We start from the raw sequence: 10,608 nt of genomic DNA, 5'->3' as shown, positions 1-10,608 counted from the left end.
AGCCGGCCGCGTGAAATAGTAGCTTTTGACTGGGATGGCAATGAGCTTTGGACAGCAAATACCGGTGATAGAACTGTTAATTATGCTTTAACAGTATCTCCGAATGGTAGTAGAATTGGTGTTTCATTCGCAAGAAGTGGAGCCATGATAATCGATGGAGATGATGGAAGGATTCTTTGGGAAGGTTTCAATGGTTTGCAGACTTCGAGAATTGTTTTTTCGCCAGATGCTTCTTCTGCAGCATTTCCTGCTTCCATGTCAACAGGGAAGTTACCCTATAATTTTATCGCTCTATCTGTTAATGAAGATGATTCTTACGCAGAGCGGAACTGGTATTTGGCATTATCTACCTGGCATGCTTTGGTTCCCAGGTATGTTAATGATAATTATCTTATTTTGTTTACTGCATATAAAACCGAAAGTGTTCTAAGGCGTTATAGTCTCAGTACTTCAGAAGAGTTGATCTGGACGTCAGAGCCGATTAAACTCGATGAATGCAGTTTCCAATCAATAGGGAACACTTTCAATTTGGATCTGGATTTAAGGAGTCCAGTTACAATTCTGTCTAAATCAGATACTGAGCTTATATATCATTCGCAAGAAGGTATACGCATCATGACAATTGTAACTGACGGAGTTGAGTGATCATGTTGAATACAATAATAACATTCATGCTCATCTCCGGTTCTCTGTTTGATCTGATTCCGTTTATCGATCCTCCACATTGGAATCCTTCCTGGCCAATATTCAAGGATAACCCTCAATTTATGCCCGTATGGAAAGGGTATGGGGATTGGTGCCCTCCAAGCCAGGGACCTCATGGTGGGATAGATTTTGATGCTTCGGCGATAACTGACTCCGTTCTTGCACCGAATGATTTTGATGCATACTCTGGAGATATCTACATTGATCCTTTCAATCCCGATCCAGGTTATATGATGTGCTTCCTTGAATCCCTCGATGATGACTATGGATGGGGATTAGGACATCTGAAAATTCTTGATCCATACGAACCACAATTTCTGTTGGGAAACCCTATCACAGCTAAAAGACCAATGGCGCCTGCTCAGCCACCAACAGGTGCCCATATCTGGAGACATGTTCATTTTGCATGGGTGCCAAAGCTTGACCCAGATCCTACTACGAATTTAATTGGTCTTTTCAATCCTTTCGATTATCTGCAGGCTCCCGCTGGATATGATGAAACCGGCTTTTGGCATATTCCACATGTAGATAATGGTAGTCACTGTGGGATGTGGTTTACATTGGATCAGATAGAAGAACCAGGAAATTTTCCCGGCGGTCTGTCGGCTTTAAAAGATTTTCAAAATCGAATATATGGTGTTGTAGACATCGTTGCACGGCCTTATTCCCACCCTGTTGGTTCACCTTTTGAGACCAACTGCGGCGTAAGATCTGTTTCCCACAATATTCTGAAGCAGAATCCTTACAATGGCAGCTATGATCCTCTTCCGGATGATATTTATGGTGCCAGAACACTGGTTTCTTTTGATGGTTTGATACCATACGGACCATCTCCATATTACGATGCTCTTTTCTTTGACCCAAAAGGTACCGGGAGTACCGACTGGGATTGGAGTTTTGGAACTTCATACATAGTTACAAATTGCGGAAAAGGTTCTATAGGTAGTAATGGTTTTGATAACATCTGGACAGGCAACATGACTCATGACTGGAGAGTTTCACCACAGAAGTTAAATCAGGGAGGATGGGACACCAGATTAAGGAGTCCTTTTATGGGAGGCAGCGCCAATCTCGAAAAAGCGTATATAAATGAACATGCTGCATTCCCTGATGGGAGGTATGCGGTTGAAATTACTGCGGTAAGCCAGGGCGATAGCATAGTTTCCCTCGATACTCTCCCATCCACTGATGTTTGGAATCCAGCAGCAACTGTACAAGGTATCGTTGTTGATAACTACAGACCTCATGTCGATTCAGTTGATGTTTATCAGTGTCCTGAAAATATCATTCTTTATTCTGCAGGATGGATTACTGATTATGAAAGTCCACTCGATACTATAAGGCTGTATGATGAAATAGATAACTGGTCCTATTTAGCGCAAGATACATCACATACTTTATTTGTTTACGTATATTATTCTGAGCCGATTGATAGTTCTTTTCAGGGAGATGTCTGGCTGACTGCAGGTAACCAATCAGAAATAATATGGAGTTCTCTTGATTCTGATGGTACAAATAGTCTAAGTCCAATTCCTTTGATGAACTCAACACATTCAGTTTCACCAGTCGTTTCGAGAGAAACCGATAACGGTTCATATTACGTAGGTTATGAAAGCAATGTACCTTTTCCCGGTCGTTATGCAGGGGAATTGATTCTTCACATCTCTGGTCCACGTGATCTGTCAGGCAACAGGATAGACGCAGATCCGTCTACAGTAGCTCATCCTAGAGACAGAAGAGGATATTTTCCTTCTGCTGGGTATGAGACCGGAGTCGATAGCAGTTATTCCTGGGGTGTTCCCAGGTATTGGGCGATGCCAGGGGCACCTTACGATGATTATGTAGTCGGTAAAAAATATAATGGAGGAGCTTCAATATCTGGTACGGGGATGTATCTGGATTCTCTTCATCTTCAAGGACGCCGGGTACCATGTACTTGCGGACCAAGTACTGGACATGATTCAAGAAAAGGCTGGTGCCCTTACTGGGCTGGATTCTGGCTTAGTAAAGATCCATGGGGAGTAACAGATTCGATATACATTGTAAAACCGGTTACTGGAGAAGGAATATACAACGGTTGGGATAAAATAATATTTGATCTTCCTATTCCATATGAAATGCATTACTGTGGACCAACAATACCATATCCACATTCACAGTGTCGTGGATGTATAAGCACTTACACAGGGAATCACTGTTTTGTAGGATGGTCTAACAAATTAGACCACTCCTCTCCTTATGTGAGCTTTATAACGTGTATTGATGCTATTTCTGAATCTATTGCTGATCCTTTGTATCTTGGTACAGGAGGAATCTCGGGTATCTACGGAGGAGCGGGAGATACTGTACAGGTTCATTATGGTGGAGACATTTTGTATTTCACACCGGAGGATTTTTTCCCGGAAGAGAAGAATAACTGCTATGATAGCCGGGCTTATGAAGCAATAGAGGATGAACCTGGTGCTGTGTATGACTTCTCGCTTGCAGTTCCAAACCCGAACCCGTTTGCAGTGTCCTCAGTATTCACTTACACTCTTGCTTCATCAGGGACAGCGTCACTTGATGTTTACGATGTCTCTGGAAGGCTTGTGAGGAATCTGGTTTCCGGGGAACATCTTTCCGGTGCGCACTCCGTTACATGGGCTGGAGACGATTCAAATGGAACACCCATTCCCGGTGGAATTTACCTTCTGAGGCTTTGTTCAGGAGAAGAAACCGCGGTCCGATCCTGCGTGGTTATCAGATAGCAGCATATGGGGACACTCATTCAGCTTCTGATATGTATTCCTCATTGGCAGTATCCGTCATGTTGTGTGCCCTGGTGCAGGAGTAAAGGACGGCTGCCAGAGGAGCATTGAAGAGAGTCCGTTATAATAAAAAACGGTGCTCATCGATCTGAGGAAGGATGCTGCTATGGTTTCCTCACGATAGCTTTCCTCATGTCCAATACAGTGAAAGCCTGGAAACGGAATGTATAGCTTCTGAACAGGTTTTGCATTATTAATTAATCAGTACATATTATTGAGAATTATACTTTTGTTTGTTTTCTTAAAGGACTGCAGATATAAAAGGTTGACATAAGCTATATGTTTTCTGTATGCCTTTACTTAACTTACTTAGGGGGCGAAGGGAGATGAAGCCATTCAGTTCACAACTGTATTTCTGGCAATATTAGCTGTTTCAGGTTTACTGCCTCAACAGGGCAACGTATCGTCTGATATTTTCCATTATCTTTCAGGGCTTGAATCCTCTGAAAGACAGCAGGAACTGGATCTGCTGAATATATCCTATTCGGAACTGCAGTGGGCATCGGGTGCTTTCGAAGGCATCTCAGGGCATGCAGGGCTTTCTGCGGGATCTCTTGTGGAGATCAGGGTCTGGCGACCCCTTTCACCCGAAGATCTTTCAATTCTTGACCGGTGCGGATTCTGGCCTGCATCATGGGCTCCATCGCACGATACATTCGCTGCGTACGTTACCGGTGAACCCGATATCAGTTCTATACGCTCCAGCGGATTTATAAAGTCAATAAAACCATGGAATGCCTACGAATACAGCAGCAGCAACCAACCGGTGAACTGGTCCGGTCATTTTCTTTTGGTTACGGTAGGAGACATTGTCCCGCCGGGCGGAGAGCGGATGAGCGGCAACTTCGTACGTATAGCCGGATCACACGCTGATTTTCAGAATCTCTGCCGGATTGAAGGCGTTGTAAGGGTTATCTGGGAAGAAACTGTAAACCCTGAAAATGAACTGTTCAGAGCCGATGACAGCAGGCGGCTCATAAGCTGTTCATCGATCTGGGAATACTACCAGGGGGAAGGAATCATCACAGGAGTGCTTGATACCGGGGTATGGAGAAGCCATCCCGATCTTTCATCCGCTGTTATCTCAGGCCCCGATGATACGGACGGCCACGGTACGGCCGTCTGCGGTGTGATATCCTCACGGGGGGAAATTCCACTGGGTTGCGAGTACAACGGAAGAGGAGTCGCTTACGATGGCTCACTTTTCGTACTTCAGAGGCCGGATGATCTGACCCCTTCCCAACTGGATAATCTGTTCAACGATTTCGACCAGGCGGACTGTAAGATCGTCAACAACTCATGGGGATTATCATCTACAGGATACGATGCTTTCTGCGAAATCGTTGATTCATGGGTTGATCTTGAAGGACTCGTTCTTGTTTTCTCAGCCGGTAACCTTGGAGAAACCGGGGGCATAACTTCTCCTGGAAACGCGAAGAACTGTATTACCGTTGGAGCCGTTACTTACATTCCGGACGGGAATGGCAACTGCTATCTGGCTCCATACAGCAGCCAGGGGCCAACGGAGGGAGACGGCCGTCTTAAACCCGATATTCTTGCCCCCGGAGGCGCTTTTACCGGATCAACCATGGAGAACGGAGTTGTAACAACCAACGCGCAGTACGGCAGCCAGTGGCTTGACGATCCTGAAGACAGATGGCCCGGAGAACCGTATTACACACGAAGAACCGGAACCAGTATGGCCGCAGCCCATGTTTCCGGCGCACTGGCAATCTGTTACGAAAAATATGGTGAACTTGTAAACCCTGAAGACATCAGTGCTCTAATAGCTGCGAGTTCTATACCACTCGCCGGAAATACCGGTTCTGCATCATGCGGATACGCTACTACAGGATACGGCTACGGCCTTATCGATGCCTTCCACCTGCCTGGCGTATATTTCTCAGAAGAGGTTGACCGTCCTCTCTGGGTTCACGAAACTTACATCGAGGGAACGGCATACAAAGAATGGGTATTTTACATACCAGCAACGGTCAACAGGCTTTCCGGAGCAATGGCTTATAGCGATGTTCCAGGATCCGGCATCCGCAACGATCTTGAATTTTCATTGATCTCACCGGGAGGTACAACGTACAATCACTCTCTGCCATCAGGAGTTACAGGTGAAAGTCCCCTTGAAAAGATCTGTGTAGAGAATCCTGAGTCCGGAGCCTGGAAAGTACGCATTACCGCCAGCAGCTGGTCCGACCCTGGAAATCCTTTTGAGGAAGAGGATTATTCCGTTGTGGTTTACAGCTTCTCAAGAAATCCCAGCGTGAGAGTTCTGTCACCTTCTGACACTACCATATACGCGGCTCCCGGATCGACACTTGATCTACCCATGGCTGTATGCAACGGTAGTGGATACATAGTCGCTGGTACATGGGGCAGCATCGAGGCCCCGTCCGGATTCAGCGGGGAGATATTCGACCCAAGATATATGGGGAATCTTGTGTACAAAGACGCTGTGAACGTTGATACTTTCACAATCGGTACGCCTACTCAGGCCGGCACCTACGATCTTATGGCAAGGGTCAACGGCGCGAACCTCGGGCTTCAACCGGATTCATCCGTTTTTCAGGTTATTATCGCCTATCCGGATCTGACGGTATCCATGCCCAGCCCCGATTTATCACCACCGTTTTATGTGGGACAGGCTGTGCGATTCTCGGTTGTTGTTACAAATGCCGGGGAAGGACCCTCGGGAAACTGCCAATTGGGCCTGTACCTCGAGGAAGATCCGGACGGTACGACAAATCCGATAGCGTTTTTCCAGGTGCCGCCGATTCAGGGAGGAGATACACAGTCGTTCAGCACGGTGATAACCTTCTCCTATTTCGATCTGGGGCAGCGTTACCTTGCCGCCGTTGTAGACACGGAGAACGTTATCATTGAATCATCCGAAGACAATAACAGGGCGGTATACGGACCTTTCATGGTAGAAGGTACACTGGCACCCCCGGAGAATCTTAGTGCACAGAGTGGAAACGATGGATTTGTGCCTATAGCCTGGAATTCGCCCACTCCCGAAGGAGCGATTTCCGATTCAAAGGGTCTTGTCGGTTATAACCTTTACAGAAGCCTTTCTCCCCTTGGTCCGGGAAGTGAGCCAATCGTCAGTCTTACCTCAAATGATACCACCTATACCGATTCACTGGTGAGTAACGGAGTTACTTACTATTACTGGGCAACAACCATATATTCAAATCCGCACGGTGAAAGTGATTTCAGTAATATGGCCAGCGCAACACCTCAGGGCCCAAGCGGTTCCCTTTCCGGCGAGGTCTGGGATATGCATACGAGGCAGCGGCTCAGTGATATTAAAGTAGATATTTTAGACCTGGGCCTTGAGGCAATCACCAATTCGGAGGGTTATTACAGTTTCAGTAATGTCCCGGTAGGACCGGTTCCTATTACCGTTGTGCAAACAGGTTATTATACAATTCAGGATACTGTATTAATCGTAATGGATGAAAATACAGTTCATGATATACCTCTTGAACGTGAACTCCCCCAGAGTCTTAGCATAATACCAAACCCTCTTACACCAAACGGGGACGGAATCAACGATACCGCATACTTCGTATGGCCAGGCGTTCAGGGGATTCTGATAACGGTAACGATCTACGATATGGAGGGTATACCTATCCGGTCATTTGAAGGTCAGGAGCCATTCTGGGATGGACGTGATGATGATGGAACTACTGTCCCGGGAGGCCTGTACGTGTACATGGCCTGGGCCGGTGACAACAGGAGCGGAGGTGTAATATGCGTTGCAAGATAGTACTCCTCGTTCTGTTTCTTATTCTGGTTTCATCTTCTTTTGCTTCCAGTCTTACTCCCGGTTCCAGGGCAATGGGTCTCGGAGGAGCCTTTGCCTCACTTGGCGACGATGTGTGGGGAGGCTGGTGGAATCCTGCTTCCATACTCAGATCGGGCCGCTTCCTTATAGGATCCGAATATTCGAATTTGTATCCCAACCTGGATTCCGGTTCGCTGCATTACGCAGCGTTCAGTTATCTGCAGCCTGTATCGGAGTATCTAGCCTTTGCTATGGGAATGGACTATCTGAACTCTTCAGGTTTGTACTCCGAAGGCGAGGCGAACTTCACTTTTGCATTCCGCCCCGGTATTTTTCCGGTCTCAATAGGTCTGACAGGGAGATATCTCTTCAGGATATTTGCGGATAATGAATTTACATCGTATGACCCGCTGTTCGCATTGAATGGACAGAAAGGTCAGGGGATCGGTCTAAATGCCGGATTTCAGGCTGAAATTGGCAGAACCGCAACAATATCAGGAGTCGCGCAGAATATTATTCAGCCTGACCTTGGCCTTGGAGAAGCTGATAAGGAACCCATGCGGTTCTCTCTGGGTGCTGCGTTCTACCCGAGTTTCGCCACTCCGGCAGTACAGATTGATTACGGTCTGGAGAGAATTGCGGGAAAACTTGACCTGAACTTTTCAGCTGGTTTTGAAAAATGGATAGGTTCATCTTCCAACTGGGGAATCAGGTCCGGGTATGCTTTCAAAGCATCAGGATTAACTCACGAAGGGTCAGCGGGTTTTTCCGTAAGGACCGAAGGTTCCATTCCCATACAGCTCGATTACGCTTTCAGTATTCCGATGAATTCCCTTTACAGCACCTGGGGAAGGCACAGGATAGGTCTTTCCTTCAGACTCGGTGGAGCTCAGTGGAATGAAACAAGTTCAAGAGTCCCTCTTCCTCCCATGGTCGACCGGAGAACCTGGTTCCCGGATACAGATATGTACAAGTTCGACCTCTGGGCAGTGAGGGATGTTCAAAGGGATTCTCTAATGGTTGCTCAATACGAAGATGTACCTCTTAACAGCCCTGTTATTCTGGATGAGAACCAGTTGCTTTACGGGTACTTCCCCGTTAACAGCACCATTGAGCAGGATGTTATCAGAAGCCTTACTGCGAATTTCAAAGTACCCAGATTCTGGTTTGAACAGAATAATCTGGAGATGAGACTTCTTCGCCTTCATCAGGTTTCTGAGGAAGGTTCCCTTGAAAGGGTTCCTGTGGCGATGATAGAAGAAGATGAAGCTTTCTACTACTATGAAACGGATCTCAATGAGTTCTCGGACTGCATGATAACGTGCCGTCCCGCAGAGCTTGTCATGTTGGCTCCAAGAACTGTTTATGGAGCAATTGACAGTGTGGATATCCTTGAAGCCTCACTTGAATTCAGAGTAAACAAGGTATGGATGGATGAGAACCGTATCGATCCATTGACTATAGGTCTTTCCAGGGTTCAGGGAGGGGTGCCGCTCGATGTGGAAATAAGGCAGATTGATGAAGATCTTGAATACTGCTACTATGAAACCGATCCAATTAATCTGTTCCAGTTCGTTATTGTGGCTACCGAACGTGAGGGCTTACCCGTTTCCAAGATATACTTTGATCACGGTATTGATGATATCAGAGCAGATCAGATACCTTCACTTGATCGTATAATACAGACACTCCGGGCGAATCCTGGTGTTTTCGTATCTGTGGAGGGACATGCTGACAGCGATGGCACATTCTCATTCAATGATGGTCTATCAAAGAGCCGGGCTGAGAGAATAGCTGATTACCTGGCAGCCAATCTGGGAGATGTTAATGTGTCCATTGAACCCACATGGTTCGGCGAAAGGCGCCCGGCGGCAGCAAATGATACGGAAGAAGGAAGACGGCTTAACAGAAGAGTGGAAATTGTAATTCTCAGAAGCAATCAGTAGAATGAAGTGTTTCCGAGATAGTCATGATTAGGAGTATCCGATGGAAGGATTATTTGTAATACAACTTGTTGGCGCAGCAGGCCTGTTCATCGGTTTGGGTTTCTTCATTTCGATAGTATTGAAAATGCACAGGACTCTAAGCAAGATGGAGAGAACACTTTCGTCACTCGGCAGAGAAATAGAAGAGTTGACTCCCCGCATATCCTCGGCAGTACAGGAAATAGAAAAAACCGGAGAGGATATAGGAATAACGGCGAATGCTACAACCGCTCTTCTGAACAGAATAAACGGCAAAACAGGATCATCACCTGTGCTCGACGGCGCAGTACGCTATCTGCCTGCGGCGATGTCTCTTGCACGCTATATCGTACCTCTGTTCTCCGCCAGGAAGAAGAAGAACAAATGAAGCATTACATTTTCCTTACTGCTTTTCTGCTGCTGGCAGCCTGTGCCGGGCCTTCAACCGGTCCTGTAAAAGGAGTTCTGGTGGTTTACGAACCCTCCATTGAAATGCGGAATGTGAACGAACTCCTGGATGAAATCCAGATTCATGTAAAAACGGTTGATACCGAAAATGTTTTTGATTTCTCTGTGTGTTCAATTGAAGATTTCAGAGATGATCTGAAAACCAGAAGGACGGTATTGTTTGTCACTGAAGACAGTCTTCAGCTTCCGGAAGAACTCCGGGAATCAGAAGGTATCTATCGCGGTGACAATGTATGGGCGGATGACCAGATTGTTCTGGGTATAGTACTGCCGGGATTCACCAATACAGGTGCTCTTTCAAACCTGCTTGAACAGATCTACGATTCTCATCTGTCCTCTTACATTTACGGCAGTTTCGTGTCAACTCAGATGAGCAGCCCGGAGAGGATAGATAGCCTTCTTGCACTCGGTTTCAGCCTGGATATACCCAAATCGTACCATCTTGCAGACTGGGACTCTGAAGCCGGATTCATTCAGTATCAGCGCAGAGTATCCGATAAATGTCATTTACTGTTGAGCGTCAGGTGGATAGACGATTCCGTTGTGCTTTCTCCCGATCAGGCGATACTATGGAGAGAGGCGGTTTCCAGGAACTATTTTTACGATTCAGCCGCTGATTCAGTTGACAGATCGTCTGTGGAAGTTCAACCTCTGGAACTGAGAGGTCTTCAGGGATGGAGGCTCCTTGGCATGTGGAGAAATCCAGATCACCTGAACGCGGGCGCGTTCACAAGTTATGTTATAAGGGATAACGGTAGAAGGTATCTCCTCGATATGGAAGTATTTCACGAACACCGGGAGAAAGAACCGTATATTCGAGAGGGATGGATCATTTTGAATACATTCATACCGGGGGAATAAA

At 46.5% G+C, this 10,608-nt stretch carries 6 protein-coding genes; all 6 read left to right on the top strand.

Translation table 11 applies throughout. The features are described from left to right. Positions 1–645 (top strand): hypothetical protein (locus K8S15_12695; GenBank protein ID MCD4776895.1); only part of this gene is annotated, 645 nt, incomplete at its 5' end. Between the two features lie 2 nt (positions 646–647). Beyond that, positions 648–3,452, top strand: a complete 2,805-nt coding sequence (locus K8S15_12690) for a hypothetical protein (GenBank protein ID MCD4776894.1) — start codon at positions 648–650, stop codon at positions 3,450–3,452. Between the two features lie 616 nt (positions 3,453–4,068). Next, positions 4,069–7,296 (top strand): S8 family serine peptidase, encoded by a 3,228-nt coding sequence (locus K8S15_12685; protein ID MCD4776893.1) that lies wholly within the window; start codon positions 4,069–4,071, stop codon positions 7,294–7,296. After that, the gene (locus tag K8S15_12680) at positions 7,281–9,260 is read left to right on the top strand and encodes a PGF-pre-PGF domain-containing protein (protein ID MCD4776892.1); all 1,980 of its coding nucleotides are present in this window, start codon (positions 7,281–7,283) and stop codon (positions 9,258–9,260) included. The genes K8S15_12685 and K8S15_12680 overlap by 16 nt, the downstream gene beginning before the upstream one ends. A gap of 40 nt (positions 9,261–9,300) precedes the next feature. Further along, the gene (locus K8S15_12675) at positions 9,301–9,666 is read left to right on the top strand and encodes a hypothetical protein (protein MCD4776891.1); all 366 of its coding nucleotides are present in this window, start codon (positions 9,301–9,303) and stop codon (positions 9,664–9,666) included. Next, positions 9,663–10,607: a DUF4837 family protein gene (locus K8S15_12670; GenBank protein MCD4776890.1), complete on the top strand. Its 945-nt coding sequence runs from the start codon at positions 9,663–9,665 to the stop codon at positions 10,605–10,607. The genes K8S15_12675 and K8S15_12670 overlap by 4 nt, the downstream gene beginning before the upstream one ends. Position 10,608 lies beyond the last annotated feature (1 nt).

The organism is Candidatus Aegiribacteria sp. (assembly GCA_021108005.1).
Taxonomy (GTDB): domain Bacteria; phylum Fermentibacterota; class Fermentibacteria; order Fermentibacterales; family JCC-6; genus Aegiribacteria.
Note: the sequence above shows the minus strand (reverse complement) of the source record. Positions and strands in the feature narration are given on the sequence as shown.